At 67.7% G+C, this 16207-nt stretch carries 9 protein-coding genes; 1 reads left to right on the top strand and 8 read right to left on the bottom strand.

Annotated features, from left to right (window positions below):
- Positions 1-5 precede the first annotated feature (5 nt).
- The 5 genes from QM685_RS14310 to QM685_RS14290 form a co-directional block, all read right to left on the bottom strand.
- Positions 6-773, bottom strand: coding sequence for a putative DNA-binding domain-containing protein (locus tag QM685_RS14310; protein WP_415116946.1), 768 nt, complete (start codon positions 771-773; stop codon positions 6-8).
- Positions 770-1633, bottom strand: a complete 864-nt coding sequence (locus QM685_RS14305; RefSeq protein ID WP_415116944.1) for a DUF692 domain-containing protein — start codon at positions 1631-1633, stop codon at positions 770-772. The genes QM685_RS14310 and QM685_RS14305 overlap by 4 nt, the downstream gene beginning before the upstream one ends.
- Positions 1634-1683: 50 nt before the next feature.
- Positions 1684-1938 carry a DUF2282 domain-containing protein gene (locus QM685_RS14300; protein ID WP_415116942.1) on the bottom strand — a complete coding sequence of 85 codons (255 nt, stop codon included), beginning with the start codon at positions 1936-1938 and terminating at the stop codon, positions 1684-1686.
- A gap of 125 nt (positions 1939-2063) precedes the next feature.
- Complete coding sequence (locus QM685_RS14295) at positions 2064-2519, bottom strand: GNAT family N-acetyltransferase (protein WP_415116940.1); 456 nt, start codon at positions 2517-2519, stop codon at positions 2064-2066.
- 81 nt (positions 2520-2600) lie between these two features.
- Positions 2601-2840, bottom strand: coding sequence for a hypothetical protein (locus QM685_RS14290; RefSeq protein WP_415116938.1), 240 nt, complete (start codon positions 2838-2840; stop codon positions 2601-2603).
- A 313-nt stretch (positions 2841-3153) separates the two neighbouring features.
- On the opposite strand from QM685_RS14290, the gene QM685_RS14285 reads away from it, so the two are divergent.
- On the top strand, positions 3154-3843 hold the full coding sequence (locus QM685_RS14285; RefSeq protein WP_415116936.1) for a MotA/TolQ/ExbB proton channel family protein: 690 nt from the start codon (positions 3154-3156) through the stop codon (positions 3841-3843).
- Positions 3844-3876: 33 nt separating this feature from the next.
- Here QM685_RS14285 and QM685_RS14280 read toward each other — a convergent pair whose 3' ends face one another.
- The 3 genes from QM685_RS14280 to QM685_RS14270 all read right to left on the bottom strand — a co-directional run bounded on the left by QM685_RS14280 (position 3877) and on the right by QM685_RS14270 (position 16200).
- Positions 3877-6408 carry a penicillin acylase family protein gene (locus QM685_RS14280; RefSeq protein ID WP_415116934.1) on the bottom strand — a complete coding sequence of 844 codons (2532 nt, stop codon included), beginning with the start codon at positions 6406-6408 and terminating at the stop codon, positions 3877-3879.
- A gap of 44 nt (positions 6409-6452) precedes the next feature.
- Positions 6453-8099: a cyclic peptide export ABC transporter gene (locus QM685_RS14275; protein ID WP_415116932.1), complete on the bottom strand. Its 1647-nt coding sequence runs from the start codon at positions 8097-8099 to the stop codon at positions 6453-6455.
- Positions 8100-8178: 79 nt separating this feature from the next.
- Positions 8179-16200 (bottom strand): amino acid adenylation domain-containing protein, encoded by an 8022-nt coding sequence (locus QM685_RS14270; RefSeq protein WP_415116930.1) that lies wholly within the window; start codon positions 16198-16200, stop codon positions 8179-8181.
- Positions 16201-16207 lie beyond the last annotated feature (7 nt).

The following is a 16207-nucleotide window of genomic DNA, read 5'->3' as shown; positions in this document are numbered from 1 at the left end:
GCTGCTCAACGCGCGAGACCGGTAATCGCGCCGGTTTCGATCCAGCCTTGCAACTGCGCGGAAACGTCGAAACCGGCATCGACGGCAAGCGCTGCGTCGATTGCGTCGTCGAGCGTGCAGCCGCGCTGCAACGCGATGATCGCCTCATGCGCGGCGCGGCTCTGCTCGATGACGAACGGCTTCCATTGCGGCCGCACGACGAGCATCCACCGAAGCGCGTCGACCTCGTGCGGAAACGCGGCGTCCGCCTCGTGCGCGCGCCAGATGTCCGAAATTGCAAACCGCGAATGAATCGCGACGCAGGCGGGATGCACAGCCAGCCGGCTGGCGAGCAACTTCTCGCTGCCGGTCGTCTGCCATTCGCGCACGCTGAACGGCACCGCATCGGCCGCGTACCACGCGGTGTGGATGGCCCATTCGAGCCGCGCCATATCACCGAACCAGGCGTAGCGCGTAGTCCGTTCACGCTCTTCCACGAAGGCCGGCAGTTGCGCGCCGAACTGATTCAGATCGCCGCTGGGCGACGGATGCGCGCTCGCGTAAGCGCGCGCCAGCGCGGCGAAATATGCGTCGCCCGTCAGCGCGAGCAGTACGGGATAGGCATTGGCGAGCGCGCTGTGCCAATGCGCGTGCGCGTTGGCGCGATAGATACCGAGCCGGTGCGCCACCGCGTGACGCCGCGTCGCAAGCCGCGCCGCCAGTTCGGGCTCGCCGCGCGGATCGCGAATCGCGTCGGCAAACCGTTGCTGAAGATCGTCGAGCGGATTTTTCATGCTTGCTGCTCCGGCATCGTCGAGCCGGCGCGGCGCGCTGCCTGACAGGCGCGCGCCTTGTCCGCTTCGCGCAGCAGATCCGCCAGCGGCGGAATGCGCGTGTCCCATTCGATCAGCGTCGGAACGTTGCCGAAGCGCTCGAGCGCATGGTCGTAAAGGGCCCACACTTCCGGTATCACCGGCGAGCCGTGATCGTCGACGGCAATGCCCTGCGTCACGCTATGCCCCGCCAGATGAATTTCGCCGACGATCGCCGGCGGCAGCGCATCCATCGCGCGAATCGCGTCTTCGCCGTGGTTGCGCTGATTGACGTAGAGATTGTTGACGTCGAGCAGCACGCCGCACCCCGTGCGCCGGGCAAGCTCGGCGAGAAAGGCGGTCTCGCCGTACCGGTCGGCTTCGAAGCGGACGTACGCCGAAACGTTCTCGAGCAGAACGCGGCGCGCGAGCGCTTCCTGAAGCGCGTCGACGCGCGTGCAGAGGTGCTTCAACGCGGCGTCGGTGAGCGGCAACGGCAGCAGATCGTTCAGATAGCCGGACGGCGCCGCGTTCCACGACAGATGTTCCGAAACGATGTCCGGACAGATGCGATCGACGAGGCGCCGCAGCTTGCGCATATGCGCATCATCGAGCGGGGTCGCCGAACCCAGCCCGAGTCCGACGCCATGAAGGCTGACAGGCAGATCGCGTCTTACCTTGCCGAGCACATGCAGATCGTAGCCGCCGTCGCCGAAATAATTTTCGCTGTGTACTTCGACCCAGTCGACCGCGGGCGTCGCGGCCAGAAAATCAGCATAGTGCGCGTGCCGCAACCCGACGCCGACAGACGGCGCTTGCGCGGCTGGAATGTCACCGGTCATCTTGCGAACGCTCGGTGCCGCTACGTGTTCGTCTCGCGCGAAACGCGGGATCATTTGCCGACGATACCGCCCATCTTCTTGCAGGTCCCTTCGGGCACGTTCTTGAAATCACCCTTGTCGTTATCGATCTTCGCTTCGCCCGCGCAACCGTGCACGCCGGTCTTGCTCGCGCAATCGTTCTGTCCGGCCTTGGCAATGCCGTAGCACGGCACCTTCTTTTCGGCATGCGCGGCCTGAGGGGTCACGGCCGCGAGACTCGCCAGCGCGGCGGCAATCAACGCCTGGCGAGCAATGTCCTGTTTCATGGTTCGATCTCCTGCTGGTGGGAAGAAAGGTAACGCTGGCGATGGAGGGGCGCGGGCGCCAGTCGACTTCCGGAGCATAGCCTCGCGCGCCAAACTGCACCGCCCTGGTCCGTTACGGCACCCCGTTACGGCGCGGCGAGATTGCGCTCCATGACGATCGTGCGTTCTTCGCCATAATAGTCTTCGCGCACGGGTTTGAAGCCGAGCCGGGAATAGAATTGCCCGGCCGTCACGGACGACGGAACCGCCAATACCTTCACGCCGGCTGCACGGGCTTCCCGCTCGACCTGTTCCATCAGCAGCCGGCCTATCCCTTGATGCTGCAAGTCCGGAGAGACGAAGACGGTCCGAACGACTGATCCGTCCAGGCTCGCGGTACCGACAATCCGTTTTTCAAGCGTGGCGACAAAAACCGTTCGTCTCGCCATCAATGCGAGGACGGCGGCAGCGCTAAAGTTCTGCCCTACCCGCCTGATGACCTCATCCGGATAGTCCTGGGCGTTCGTCTCACGAAGGCAGCGGATGATCACGTGGCTGATGCAGTCTGCGTCGGTCGTGCGAGCGGCGCGAATTTCATACATGGCATGGATCTCCTGCAACGACAAACCACCTCGACGCTGAAAGCAGGTCTTCCGTTCGCCCCTTGCTTACCGCGTTTTGCGTTACCGCGCCCAATGCGCAGGCTCGCCAGTTGCCCAAACCACCGCCAGAAACAGCGCGCTGAGCACCAACACGCCCGAAAAAAATGCGCCGGGCCGCCGGTCGGGGGAAAACGCTTTCGAGACGACTGCAAGCGAAATGACATAGAGGGACAACACAGCCCATCCTTGCCACAGGACAGGAAATCCCCACCCCCAGCCATGTTGCTTTGCCAGAAACCAGTAATGGGAAGTGTCGTGCATCGCCTGACCGCAAGCCCAAAGTGACTGAAATTCTATTCCATCGACGCGGCGCCTGTCCGTGCTTTTCCCGCGCCTGAAAGCCCCTTGCAGGGGACGGAGAAAGCCCTGTGTTCATTGCGCGCCGGCGCGCGAAGTTCGCCGCGCGCGATGGTGTAACCGCGCCTTCAGTTAGCGCTAGTTAGCGCTAATATGCGACTCACGCACCGCAAGACGGGCGCGTGGCAGTAACGCATGAAACGCCGCCGCCGTCCTTGCGCGGGCGGCGGTAGCCGCGGACGGTCAGGCAGTCGTCAGTGCAACGAGGAGGACGGGCATGCAGCACTATGGTCTGGAAAACGTGTGGCAACAGGGTGATTTCGTCACCCGCTCGCTGCTGCTCACGCTCGCGCTGATGTCGCTGCTTTCATGGGCCGTCATCGTCGTGAAGCTATGGAACGTGCTGCGGCTGACGCGCATCGCCGAGGCCACCGAATATTCGTTCTGGCGCTCCAACGACCTCGGGGCCGGCCTCGACGAACTCGGCGACGACGGCTCGCCGCATCCGGGAAATCTGCTGCTCGCGCTCGCGTTGTCGGGCAAGGAAGCCGTCGAACATCATCGTGACACGCAAGCGCATCTGGATGAACGGATGGACATCTCCGAGTGGGTCACACGCTGTCTGAACGGCACGCTGGACGAGATCGTCGCGCGCCTGCAGGCAGGCCTCGCCATCCTCGCATCGATCGGCAGCACCGCGCCGTTCATCGGCCTGTTCGGCACGGTATGGGGCATCTACCACGCGATGATCATGATCGGGCAGACCGGACAAACCACGATCGAACATGTGGCGGGACCGGTGGGCGAGTCGTTGATCATGACCGCGTTCGGTCTCTTCGTCGCCATTCCGGCCGTGCTCGGCTATAACGCGCTCACGCGCGCCAACCGGCGGCTCGCCACCCGACTCAACCGGTTCGCTCACGGCATCCACGCTTACTTTGTCGCGGGATGGCGGCCGGCCGCTTGAGTGTGAGTGGCGCCGCGCGAGCCGCCTGCCTGCTTAGGGCACCCTGTTTCGCGGCCCCGCCAGCACCGTTTTCGCGACTTCCGGCGATGCGTCGAGTGCCTGCTGCGTGAACGGAAACCGCGACCACGTCTTGCTCGCGTAGGCCCGCGTGGCCACCCGGTAATACGGCGACGCGGGGTCGTCGGATACGCCGGTGGTCAGCATCGTGTCCGCTTGCGGACCGGCGGCGTCGAAGCTGACCACCTGCATATAGCTGTTGCCGTGCGCGTCGTGATCGAGCGGATAACCGTGCCGGTCCAGCGGCTGCATCGCGCAATCGACCGTGAAGTAGCCCTCGCGGTCACAGCCGCCATATGCCGGAATCCGGCCGGCACCGTCCCCCACGTACAGCATCTCGCCGCGCGTCGCATCGAGCGCGAAGCCGTTGCGCCGCAGCGCGAGCGTCGCGCCGCCGAGCGCATTGCCGAGCGCGCGTACGAGCGCCGGATTCGCGGTATCCAGACCGTCGGGCGTGGTCAACGGACGGGCCGCGTCGAACGGTTGCGTGTAGTGCTGTAGTTCCGGCAGCGCGGACGCGCGATTCCAGAACTCGTCCCACAGGTTGGCGCCGCGCGCGTCGACGTTCGCGGTGCCGTCCCAGCGGCGCAACACCGCGCATGCCGGCCCGATGTCGACGCTTTGCGCTTTCGCGGACGTGCCCGCCCCGGCTGCCACGCTGACGATATTCGCGGCGCCGTCCGTCCGGCACACCGCGTCGAGCACCGGTTGGCGCATCAGTTGAGCGGACATCGACGTGCTGGCGAGCACCGCCTGCTTCAGCGCGTCGCGGCCGACGCCGCCCGGCGCGCCGATCAGTTGCGCGGCGATCTGATGACCGAGGCGCGTGCGCAGCGACTGCGCAACGCCGGTCTGTCCGACGACCTGCGCGAAGCCGGTCAACGGTGCACGCGGATTGGTCAGCCAGTAGCTGCCGTTGAAATTGCCGACGTAGTCGGTGCGCAGCAGGCTCGGCATCGCGTCGACCGGCAGGCGCCCCGCGCGAACCGCGCCGGGCAAGGTCCGCGCGATCCACGCGCAGGCCGCGCGCGAGCCGTCGACGAACGGCACGCCCGGCATCCGCGCATCGACGGCGCGGCCGGCCGGTGTCGTGCAATCGGCGGCCAGCGCGTCGGTGACGCCGGGCACCGCGCCGATATCGGCGAACCATACGTTCGGATCGTGACGTCCGATCGCAAACGTGTTCACCCACGGCATCGCCGCGTAACGCTTCTGGATCGCGATGAAGTCGTCGAGCGAACGCGCCTGATCCCAGTCGAGGAAGTTGGAGAACGTCCGCGGGTTGTCCGCGTTCACATCGAACAGCGCGAACGCCTGCCGGTCGGTCCAGCCGAGCGACGGCGCGAGCGACGCAAGATCGACGACCGGCCCGAAACGCGTGCGGTACAGCGTCCGCGTGGCCGGGCTCAACGCACCGGTTTGCGGGTCGCGCACCTGAATCGTGACGGATACCGGGCGCATCGCCTCGTCGCGCCCCTCATAGCGGTAATGCGTCGGCGCGCCGGGTATCAGCGACAACTGGAAAATCCCGAAGCGCCGCGCGCTCGATACGGTGTGGGTCCACGCGACGTCGCGGTTGAAGCCGATCATCACCATCGGCACGCCGAGAAACGACGCGCCCGCGACGTCCAGTTGGCCGGGGATTCGCAACTGCGCCTGATACAGCCGGTCCGGGCCCTGCCAGAACCAGTGCGGATTGCCGAACAGCAGGCTGCGGCCGTCCTGCGTCACCGCCGCGCCGAACGCGAGCGCGTTGCTGCCGATCCCCGCGTGGCCGCCCACCGCCAACGGGTCGCTTGCCGATGAAATCCGCGCCGTGCCCGCGCCGATGCCCACCGATGCAGCCGGCGTTGCCGCGCCCGGCGGCTGCGCGGTCGCGATGCCGCGCAGAAACGGCATCGTGCCGCCGGCCAGATTCGCGGCGATGAAGCGGCGATACAGGTCGTCTGCGGAGATGTGCGTGACCCACGGCTCGCTCGCGCAGGCGGCGTGCGCTTTCGGAAAACGGCCCGCGTGCAGATCGTCGATATAGCGGTTGTAGCCGTCCGCGTAGCCGGCAACCAGCGAGCGCTCACGCTGCGGCTGCGCGTTGCGGAAACGCGCGAGCGCGTCGGCGTCGATCACCGAGCGGAAGAAGAAGTCCGCGTCGAGATTGCGCGGCTGGCCGAAGGTCGACGGCGCCGGCGGATGACCGTCCGCGCCGAACGTGGCCGAGCGCTCGCCCCGCCATGTGACGAACGCATCGGCCAGCGTGCACAGCGCATCCTGCGCCTGCGCGTAGCCGACGCCATAGCCGAGGCTGCCCCAATCGGCCGCGTCGATGTGCGGCACGCCGTCCCGCGTGCGCCGGATCGTCGCCTGATAAGGCGAGACCGCCGCGACGGCGGCAATGTCGGACTGTGCGAGGGGTGTATCCGGCGTATGGCAGGCGGCAAGCGCCGAGATCAAGGTCATACCCAGTACGGCCGCGATCCCGCGGCGGTACTGCAAATCGGTGAATCGCAGCATGTCAGCCTGAAATTTTTTCTGATGAAGAAGATCGCTGACGATGCTTACGCAGCCGCATTAAGCGATTGATGTTCGAGTTCGCGGCCGTCGCCGGTGGCCACGATCTGGCCGTAATCCAGTTTGATATAGCGATCGGCCAGCGAGAAATAGCGGTCGTCGTGCGTAATCACGAGCACCGTCTTGCCCCTCGCTTTCAGATCGGGTAGCAGGCGGCGATAGAAGACTTCCTTGAAGGTCGGATCCTGATCGGCGGCCCATTCGTCGAACACGTAGAACGGACGGTCTTCCAGATACGTGACCAGCAACGCGAGCCGTTTGCGCTGCCCTTGCGACAGATCGGTCGTCGAGAATTTGCCGTCGCGGATCGTCACCTTGTGTTCCAGATGCAGCAATTCGAGCAGTTGCTGCGCCTGTGAGTCGAGTCCGTCGATATCGAGGCCGTGCAGTTCGTCGAACAGGAAGAAGTCGCTGAACACGACCGAGAAATGCTGCCGGTAGCGGTCGCGATCCGCTTCCTCGACCGGCTTGCCGTCCAGTTCGATGCGGCCGCCCTCGGGCGCGTATAGCCCGACGATCATTTTCGCGAGCGTCGTCTTGCCGCTGCCGTTACCGCCGATCAGATAGACGAGTTCGCCCGGCCGGAACGTCAGATTCACCGGCCCGAGCGTAAACACCTCGTTTTCCTTTTCACGGAAGTAGCTGTGCGTGACGCCGTTCAGCACGATGCTGTCGAACGATGTCGCCGAATCCGCCGGCTCGACGTTTTCGCGCGGCAGCTCGCGATTCACGTGGTCGATGCGTTCGAGCGCGACCTTCGCGGAACTGAGCGACGGAATCGACGACAGCAGCCCTTCGATCGGCATGATCATGTAGAGAAACACGACCGCATAACCCGACAGCACATGCGCCTGGACCGGCTGGAAGCGCGTCAGCCCGAACAGCACGCAGCCGATGAACGCCAGCAGGATCATGCTTCCCCAGCTTGCCGCGGCCGTGTACAGCACGTAGCCGCGCGTGCGCTGCACGCGCACCGCTTCCACGTTGGCCGCGATCGACTCGTCGACGAACGCGTTCCGGCGGCGGCGATGCAGCTTCAGTTCCTTCGCGCCGTCGAACAGCGCGCGGAAATCCTTCACGAGATCGTCTTCGCGATTGCGCGAGCTGCGCAGATGGAACATCGCGCGCGTGTTCGCGACATGAAAGCCGAGCGAGCCGACCAGCACGGTCACGACCGCGAACACCAGCACCTGCCACGACAGATAGCCGAGATAAGCGAGACAGCCGAGCACGATCGAGCCGTTCATCGCGAGCGACGGCAGGCTCAGGAAAAATATCACGATCGTATCGAGATCCTGCGTCAGCACGGTCAGCGCGCCGGACGCGCCCTGCCGTTCGAGGTTCTGATATGACGCGTCGATCACGCTGCGGATCGTTTTCATCCGCAACGCGGCCTTCGTGTTCTGGCCGAGTTTCACGAAGATGGTCTGCGACAGCGTGCGCGTGACCAGTACCGCGAGCGCGAGCAGCAGGAACTGCCAGCCGAGCGTCGGCAGGCGCTCGGCGCTCGCGCCGAGCGCCTGGTTGATGATCGCGACGAGCCCCGCGTTCGCGAGGCCGCCGACGATACTGATGATCAATGCCAGCAGCAGTATCCAGCGGGACTGTCGAATCAGGTTCAGTAGCAGGGACATGTAAATCCTTGGTTGCTTGACTATGTCGTTGTGTGCTTCGTGATGTGCTTGCGCGAGAACGCGCCCGGAGTGTCGACCCTCACAATTGCGCAAGGATACCGCGCATTGCGTCGGCCATCGCGGCGTCGTCGACGGCCGGACGTTGCAGCGATTCCAGCGCGGCGGCCAGCTCGTGCAGCGGCTGGTTGCGCATCAGCTCGGCAAGCGGCGCGTCGATGCCGAGCCGCGAACGGATCGCCGATTGCACCTGCATGGCCGCGAGCGAGTGGCCGCCGAGCTCGAAGAAGCGGTCGTGGCGGCGCACCGGCGCGACGTCGAGCGTGTCCGACCAGATGCCGGCAAGCGCGATCTCCATCGCGCCGGCGGGCAGCTCGGCGGGATCGGCGGCCGCCTGCCCGGTCGGCGCGGGCAGCGCGTGACGGTCGATCTTGCCGTTCGGATTGAGCGGCATCGCATCGAGCACGATCACGGCGGACGGCACCATATAGTCCGGCAGCGTCGTCGCGAGAGCCGCCCGCAATGCGCAGGCGTCGAGTTGCGCGCCGGCCGACGGCACGACATACGCGAGCACGCGCAAGCCACCCGGACCGTCGCGCGTAATCACTGCCGCTTCACGCACCCGCGGTTGCCGCGCGAGGCACGCCTCGATCTCTCCGGGCTCGATCCGGAAGCCGCGCACCTTGACCTGATGATCGGTGCGTCCCAGATACGCGAGCGTGCCATCCTGGTTCCAGCGAACGATGTCGCCGGTGCGGTAGAGCCGCGCGCCGGGCTCGGCCGCGAGCGGATCGGCGACGAAGCGCGCCGCCGTCAGGCCCGCGCGGCCGTGATAGCCGCGCGCGAGCAGCGTGCCGCCGATGCATAGTTCGGCCGCCGCGCCGAGCGGCACCGGGTTCAGTTGCGCATCCAGCACGCGCAGCACACGGCCGGCGAGCGGCGCGCCGAGCGGAATCCGCGCGGGCACGTCGGCTTCGCCCCGTAGATACGGCGTGCAGTCGAACGACGTCGCGGTCACCACCGCTTCGCTCGGACCATAGGTGTTCGTGAGTTCGACGTGCGCGAGGCCGGCGGCGCGCCATGCGCGCACGCCGTCGGCGGGCATCGCTTCGCCGCCCGCATGCACGCGCCGCAACGTGCGGCAGGCGCTGCGCACGCCGTCGCCCGCGCGCGCCGCAAAGTCCTGCGCGAGTGCGTTCCAGTAAGCCGTCGTCAGGTCCGCGACCGTGATGCGCTGGTTTGCCACTTCCGCGAGAAAACGGTCGCTGCTCCACAACTCGGGACCGCGCAGCACCAGCGTCGCGCCGAGCGCGAGCGTCGGGAAAACCTGCTCGACGAAGCCGTCGAAATTGAAGGTCGAGAATTGCAGCACGCGGTCTTCGGCGCTCATGCCGAACATGCCGATCGAGACCTCCGTGTGCCGCGCGAGTCCGTCGTGCGTGATGCCGACGCCCTTCGGACGTCCGGTCGAACCCGACGTGTAGATCACGTACGCGAGCTGATCCGGCAGCACCTCGACGGCGGGCGGCTGAAGGTTGCCCGTCGCGCTGTCGTGCGTGATCCGGTGAATGTCGAGCGTCGCGACGCCGAGCCGCGCGAGCGCGTCGACGGGCACGCCGGCGGTATCCGGCGTGGCGGCCGTCAGCGCTACCGCGATGCCGCTGTCTTCGATCATGAACGCGAGACGCTCGGCCGGATACGACGGATCGAGCGGCACATAGGCGCCGCCGGCCTTCAACACGCCGAGAATCGCGACGATCATCGCGATCGAGCGTTCGATCGCCACGCCCACGCGCATGTCGGGACCGACGCCGGCCGCGCGCAGGCCATGCGCGACCTGATTCGCGCGATGCTCGAGCGTGCGGTAATCGATCGCTTCGCCGTCGAGCACCAACGCCTGCGCGGCGGGCCGCAGCGCGGCCTGTTGCGCGATGCGCAGATGCACGGGAGCGAGGCCGCGCACGCCGGGGGCGCTGCCCCAGCGCTCGAGTTGCGCGCGCTCCGCCGCGGGCAGCACGTCGATCGCGCCCAGCGGCAGGTCGGGATTGTCGATGAACGCGTCGAGCAGCGTCGAGAGCTGCGCGGCGAGCCGGTCGATCTGCTGACCGTCGAAGGTATCGCACGCGTACGCGAACTCGATGCGCAGCGTGTCGGCGCCCTGTTGCGCGCGGCCTTGCGTGACCGACAGCGTCAGCGGATAGCTGGTGCGGTCCTCGTTGCGCAGGCCGGAGAACTGCAGCTCGCGCGAACCGGCCGCGTGCAGGATGTCGTCGACCGGATAGTTCTCGAAGACGACGAGGCTGTCGAACAGCGCGTGGCCGCCCTCCACCTGTGCCCAGCGCTGAATGTCGTATAACGCGACGTGCTCATGCTCGCGCGCGGCGACGCCGTGCTGCTGGATGTGTTCGAGCCACGCGGCAACCCGGGTCGCCGGATCCGGCGCGCCGATCACCGGAATCGTGTTGATGAACAGACCGAGCGTACGGTCGGCGCCCGCCAGCGATTCCGGCCGGCCCGCGACGGTCGCGCCGAACGTCACCGTCCGCTGCCCGGTGTAACGCTGCAACAGCACGAGCCACGCGGCCTGCACCAGCGTGTTGGGCGTTACGCGCCGGCTCCTGGCGAAACGGCTCAGCGACGCGGCGCGCGGCTCGTCCCATACGAGCGTGCGCGTGCCGTACGACGTCGCATGCGACGCATCGGCGGCCCGCGGCGCCTGCAATGCCTGCGCGAGCAGCGTCGGGCCGTCGAGCGCGGCGAGCTGGCCGCGCCACCATGCTTCGCTGGCATCGTGCGAACGTTGGCCGAGCCACGCGATGAAGTCGCGATAGCGGCCCGGCGCCGCGCTGGCCGCGCGGCCTTCGTAGGCGGCCAGCACTTCGGCGAGCAATTGCGCGGCGCTCCAGCCGTCGAGCAGCGCATGATGAAAGGTCCACACGAAATGATGACGCGCCGCCCCGGTGCGCAGCACATCGACTCGCCACAGCGGCGCGCGCGCGAGATCGAAGCCTCGCGCGAGTCGCGCGGCGGCGAACCGGTCGAGCCGCTGCTCCAGCGGCGCCGCGTCGATGCCCTGCGCCTGATACCAGTCTTCCACCGCGAACGGCGTCGCGATGCCGCGCGCGACCCATTGGCGCGGCGCATCGTCGAACGGCAAAAAACCGGTCCGCAGCGTATCGTGGCGCGCCGCGGCGGCGGCCCATGCCGCCTCGAAGCGCGCGCAGTCCAGATGCTCGATATCGACGCGCAACTGGTTCACATACGCGCCGGGCTGCTGGCCCAGCAGACTATGGAACACGATGCCGGTCTGCATCGGCGACAGCGGATACAGGTCGGCGATTTCCGTCGCGGGAACCGGCAGCGTATCGAGGCGAGCCTGGTCGATCGCGGCGAGCGGCACGTCCGACGGAGTGAGTCCCGCCGCGCCGCTTTCGCAGTGCGCGAGCGCGGCAAGCAGTTCGCGATGCAGCGCGAGCGCCAGTGCGTCCAGCGTCGCCGCGTCATAGCGGTCGCCATGCGGATGCAGCAACGCGATCGACAATTCGCCATCGCGCACCTGCGCGGAAATTTCGAGCGCGTGCGTGCCGCGGTTCGCTTCGCTCGATGCACGGCCGCCCGTCTCCGACGCGAGCCGCCAGCCATGCTCGCTGCCCGGAGCCGCGCTCTGCTCGAACTGCCCCAGATAGTTGAACAGCACGTCCGCGTGACCGAGGTCCGCAAGCGCCGCGCGTTGCGCCGGCGCGCCCAGGTACTTGAGCATGCCGAAGCTCATGCCGCCGTGCGGCACCGTGCGGCGCGCTTCCTTCACGCGCTTGAGCGCCGCGCCGATTTCGCCCAGCGGCGCGAGCGCGAACGGGTAGACACTGGTGAACCATCCGACCGTGCGGCTCAGATCCGCCGCGCCGGCGAACGTCTCGCGGCCGTGGCCTTCGAGATCGATCCGCAACGCGTCGTGACCCGCGAACTCGCACAGCGCGCGGCCGGTGGCGAGCAGCAGCAGATCGACGAGCTGGGTCCGGTACGCGGCCGATGCCTCCTGCTGCAAGCGGTGCGTGGTGGCGCGATCGAGTTGCAAGGCCGCGCGCACCGGCCGGGCGCCGTCGTTCGCCTCGTGCGCGTCGTGCGGCGCAACGCCGTCCGGCAATGCCGTGGGCACCTCGGCCAATGCCTGCCAGTACGCGCTGTCGCGTTCGACTTCCGGCTGCCGCGCGGCCTCCAGCAACTGACGGCCGAACGCCTGATACGACGTCGTCCGCGCGGGCAGCGACGGCGGCTCGCGCGCGGCCAGTTGCGCATACACGCGTTGCAGGTCGTCGAGCAGGATGCGCCACGACACCGTATCGACGACGAGATGATGAATTGCGATGAACAGACGCCAGCTACCGTCGTCGATGCCCAGCGCGAGCGCGCGGATCAGCGGGCCGCGCTCGATGTCGAGGCTGCATTGCAGCGCGTCGCAGTGAGCGTCGATCTGGGCGGCCGATACCGCCGTCACGATTTGCAACGGGGTTGCCGGTTCATTCGGCACATAACGCTGACGCCACGCCGCGCCGCATTCCGACTGCGCCGGATCGCACGGTTCGAAGCGCAGATGCAATGCGTCGTGATGCGCGATCACCGCCTGCCACGCGCGTTCGAGCGCGCCCGTGTCCAGCGTGTTGCCGGCGTCGAGCAGCACCGACTGATTCCAGTGATTGCGCACCGCCAGCGGCTCGGTGAAGAACCAGGCCTGGATCGGCAGCAACGGCACCGGCGCGTTCGCGTCGATGCCGGCGGCCGGCGCCGTGACAGCGCGGGCCGCGTCGTCGAGCGGCACCACGACGGCCGCGAGTTGAGCGATCGTCTGTTGCTCGAAGATCTGCCGCGCGCTGAGCCCCAGGCCCGCGCGCCGCGCCCGCGCGACGATCTGCAAGCCCATGATCGAATCGCCGCCGAGTTCGAAGAAGTTCTCGTGACGGCCGATCCGCTCGCGCCGCAGCAGTTGCGCCCAGATAGCCGCGAGTTCGGTTTCGACGCCGTCGAGCGGCGCTTCGAATTGCGCCGGCGCGAGTTCGTCCGGCGCGGGCAGCGCGTGGCGATCCACCTTGCCGTTCGGCGTCACCGGCAATGCATCGAGCACGATCAGCGCGCCCGGCACCATGTAGTCGGGCAGCGCGGCAGCGAGCCCCGCGCGCAGCGTCGCCGCGTCCAACCGCTCGCCCGGCAATGCCGTCGCATAACCGGCGAGGCGCGTGCCGCCCGGCCCGTCGAGCGCGACGACCACCGCGTCGGCGACACCCGGCTGCGCGCGCAGCCGCGCCTCGACTTCGCCGGGTTCGATCCGGAAGCCGCGCACTTTCACCTGCTGGTCGAGCCGGCCGAGATAATCGAGTTGACCGTCCGCGCGCCAGCGTACGAGGTCGCCGGTGCAATAGAGCCGCGCACCGGGCTCGCCGGAAAACGGATCGGGCACGAAACGCGCCGCGCTCAAGCCCGGCTGGCCGAGATAGCCGCGCGCGATCGACGCGCCGCCGAGATGCAACTCGCCGGGTACGCCTGGCGGCACCGGATTCTTGCGCGCATCGAGCACCCACGCGCGGCGCTTGCCGATCGGACGGCCGATCGGCGCATACGGGCCATCGAACCCGGCGGCGTCGCCGGCACACCAGACGGTCGGCGTGATGACCGCTTCCGACGGCCCGTACGCGTTGAAAATCCGCTGCGGCGCGAGATGCGCGCGCACCGCGTCGAAGCCCGCCTTCGACCACGCTTCGCCACCGACGATGCAGGTTCGCACGCCGACCGTGCCCGCGGCCCCGGTGGTCCCGGTTGCTATTTCGCGCGCGAACGCGTCGACATAGGCCGGCGGCAGATCGAGTGTGGTCACCTCGTGCTCGCGTATTTCGTCGACGAGCCGCTGCGCGGACCACACGTCGTCGTCGCGCAGCAGGAGCGACGCGCCGTGTGTCAGCGGCATCAACAACTGCTCGGCCGCGGCGTCGAAGCTGATCGACGCGAAGTGCAGACAGCGGTCCGACGCGTCGATTCCGTAGCACGCGCCGATAGCCTCGCAATGCGCGGCCAGCGCGCCGTGCGTGACGGCCACGCCCTTCGGCCGCCCCGTCGATCCCGACGTGTAGACGACGTAGGCAAGGTTGTGCGGATGCAGTGCGGGCGCCGCATCGGCGCACGCTTCGTCGTCGTGTTCGTGTTCGTATTCGTGTTCGTCCAGGTTCAGCACGCGCGCGCCGCATGCCTGCCGCATGCGCGGCCAGGACGACGCATCGACCAGCATCAGTTCGATGCCGCTGTCCTCCGTCATATAGGCAAGCCGCTCGGCCGGATAGGCAGGATCGAGCGGCACATAGGCGCCGCCCGCTTTCAGGATGCCGAGCAACGCGACGGCCATCGCGGGCGAGCGCGATACCGCGAGGCCGACCCGCACTTCCGGGCCGACGCCTTCGCGGATGAGCCGCGCGGCGAGCCGGTCCGCCTGCTGGTTCAGTTGCCCATACGTCAAACGCTTGCCGCCGCCGGTCACGGCAAGCGCGCCGGGCGTCGCGTGCGCGCGGGCCGTGAAACGTCGATGAACGAAGTCATCGGCGCTGTCCGCCGCGCGCGGAGCGGACGCCGCTTCGCTCCATTCGCACAGTTGCTGCCATTGCGCGGCATCGAGCAGCGCGACATCGCCGGTGCGCTGCGACGGATCGTCGGCAAGCGCTCGCAACATGTTCAGATAATGGCCGCCGATGCGCGCGATCGTCGCCGCGTCGAACAGTTCGGCCGCGTAGATCAGCTCGGCGTCCATCGCGCCGTCCGCCGTCTCGACGATGTTCAGCGTCAGCTCGAACAGCGCGGCTTCGTCCGGCAGTTCGTAGCGCGCGACAGCGAGGCCAGGCAGCGAATCGGTCGCGCGCCAGTCGCTGCGCTGATGGTTGAACATCACCTGGAACAGCGGTGTATGGCTGAGACTGCGCTCGGGGCGCAGCGCGTCGACCAGCACGTCGAACGGCAGATCCTGATGCGCCTGCGCGCCCACCGTCGCCTCACGCGTCTGCTCGAGCAGCGCCCCCAGCGTCGCCTCGCCGTCGACCCGCGCGCGCAGCACCTGCGTGTTGACGAAAAAACCGATCAGCGGCTCCGTCTCCACACGATGACGGTTCGCCACCGGCACGCCCACGCGGATGTCCTCCTGCCCCGTGTAGCGATGCAGCAGCGCCTGGAACGCCGCGAGCAGCACCATGAACGGCGTCGCCGAACTCGCCTGCGCGCGCGCCCTGAGTGCCTGCGCCAACCCGGTGGGCAGGCTCATCCAGTAACGCGCGGCGTGATACGACGCGTGCGCCCGGCGTGGCGCATCGACCGGCAGCGCGAGCACCGGCTGCGCTTCGCCGAGCGCGGCGCGCCAGTACGCAAGCTGTCGGTCCTTCTCGCCCGCTTCGAGCCATTCGCGCTGCCACGCCGCATAGTCCGCGTATTGCACGGCAAGCGCGGGCAGCGTCAACGGTTCGTTCAGCACCGCCGCGCGGTAATGCGCGACCAGCTCTTCGAGCAGCACCTGCACCGACCAGCCGTCCGACACGATATGGTGCATCGCCAGCACGAGCAGGCTGCGCCGCGTGTCGGCTTGATCGCGATAGAGCGCGGCGCGCAGCAACGGTCCTCGGGCGAGATCGAACGGCTCGTTCGCGAGCGCGCGCGCGGCTTCGTCGATCCGCGTTTCCGGCAACGATGCTTCGCGCCAGTCGAGCGCAGCCTGCGCGTCGATCCACTGCTCGACCTCGCCCGCGTCGTTCGCGACGAAGCGCGTGCGCAGCACTTCGTGACGCGCGACGATCGCCTCGAAACTCGCGCGCAACGCCGCCGCATCGACGCTGCCGTCCAGCCACAGCCCCCCCGCCACGTGATACGCGCTGCCTTGCGGCGACAGTTGCCACAGGAACCACTGCCGTTGCTGCGCATACGACGTCGGCACGCGCTGTCCGTCGCAACGCGCGCGCGCCAGAATCGGGAATTGCGCGGGGCTCATGCCCTGCTCGTTCATCTTTTGCCAGAACAGCCGGCGCTTGTCGGGCGTCAACTCGCTGAATCGTTCGGCGATACGTCGCGCCGCGTCCTTTTCCATAGCAATG

It is taken from the genome of Paraburkholderia sp., from assembly GCF_047605525.1.
Taxonomy (GTDB): domain Bacteria; phylum Pseudomonadota; class Gammaproteobacteria; order Burkholderiales; family Burkholderiaceae; genus Paraburkholderia.
This window is presented reverse-complemented; position numbering and strand designations above follow the sequence as displayed.

Excerpts from the sequence above, each read along its gene's own strand:
- QM685_RS14310 (WP_415116946.1), bottom strand. The coding sequence starts at position 773 with ATGAAAAATCCGCTCGACGATCTTCAGCAACGGTTTGCCGACGCGATT.
- QM685_RS14305 (WP_415116944.1), bottom strand. The coding sequence starts at position 1,633 with ATGACCGGTGACATTCCAGCCGCGCAAGCGCCGTCTGTCGGCGTCGGG.
- QM685_RS14300 (WP_415116942.1), bottom strand. The coding sequence starts at position 1,938 with ATGAAACAGGACATTGCTCGCCAGGCGTTGATTGCCGCCGCGCTGGCG.
- QM685_RS14295 (WP_415116940.1), bottom strand. The coding sequence starts at position 2,519 with ATGTATGAAATTCGCGCCGCTCGCACGACCGACGCAGACTGCATCAGC.
- QM685_RS14290 (WP_415116938.1), bottom strand. The coding sequence starts at position 2,840 with ATGCACGACACTTCCCATTACTGGTTTCTGGCAAAGCAACATGGCTGG.
- QM685_RS14285 (WP_415116936.1), top strand. The coding sequence starts at position 3,154 with ATGCAGCACTATGGTCTGGAAAACGTGTGGCAACAGGGTGATTTCGTC.
- QM685_RS14280 (WP_415116934.1), bottom strand. The coding sequence starts at position 6,408 with ATGCTGCGATTCACCGATTTGCAGTACCGCCGCGGGATCGCGGCCGTA.
- QM685_RS14275 (WP_415116932.1), bottom strand. The coding sequence starts at position 8,099 with ATGTCCCTGCTACTGAACCTGATTCGACAGTCCCGCTGGATACTGCTG.
- QM685_RS14270 (WP_415116930.1), bottom strand. The coding sequence starts at position 16,200 with ATGGAAAAGGACGCGGCGCGACGTATCGCCGAACGATTCAGCGAGTTG.